The 242-nt window shown below is 65.7% G+C and carries 1 protein-coding gene; it reads left to right on the top strand.

Translation table 11 applies throughout. The features are described 5' to 3' along the window. Positions 1-31: 31 nt before the first annotated feature. The coding region (gene cutA, locus SB751_RS34570) for a divalent-cation tolerance protein CutA (RefSeq protein ID WP_410749561.1) at positions 32-242 on the top strand (211 nt) is incomplete at its 3' end.

Raw genomic sequence — 242 nt, 5'->3', positions numbered from 1 at the left:
GCGAAAGCCGGTAAACCAGCCAGGAGGGCGTATGGTGGTGGTGTTGATGCTGACGACGGTGCCGGATGCGGCGACGGCCGCAGTGCTCGCCGACGGTGCGCTCGACGCGCGGCTGGCCGCATGCGTGTCGGAGTTCGGTGCGATCAAGTCGCGCTATCACTGGCAGGGGAAGGTCGAAACGGCCGACGAGATCCAGTTGCTGTTCAAGACGAGCCCCGTGCGCTCGCTCGAACTGGAGCGAT

Origin of the sequence: Cupriavidus sp. SIMBA_020 (assembly GCF_046535395.1) — a bacterium.
GTDB lineage: Bacteria > Pseudomonadota > Gammaproteobacteria > Burkholderiales > Burkholderiaceae > Cupriavidus > Cupriavidus campinensis.
The sequence above is the reverse complement of the archived record's forward strand: the minus strand, read 5'-3'. Positions and strand labels throughout refer to the sequence as shown.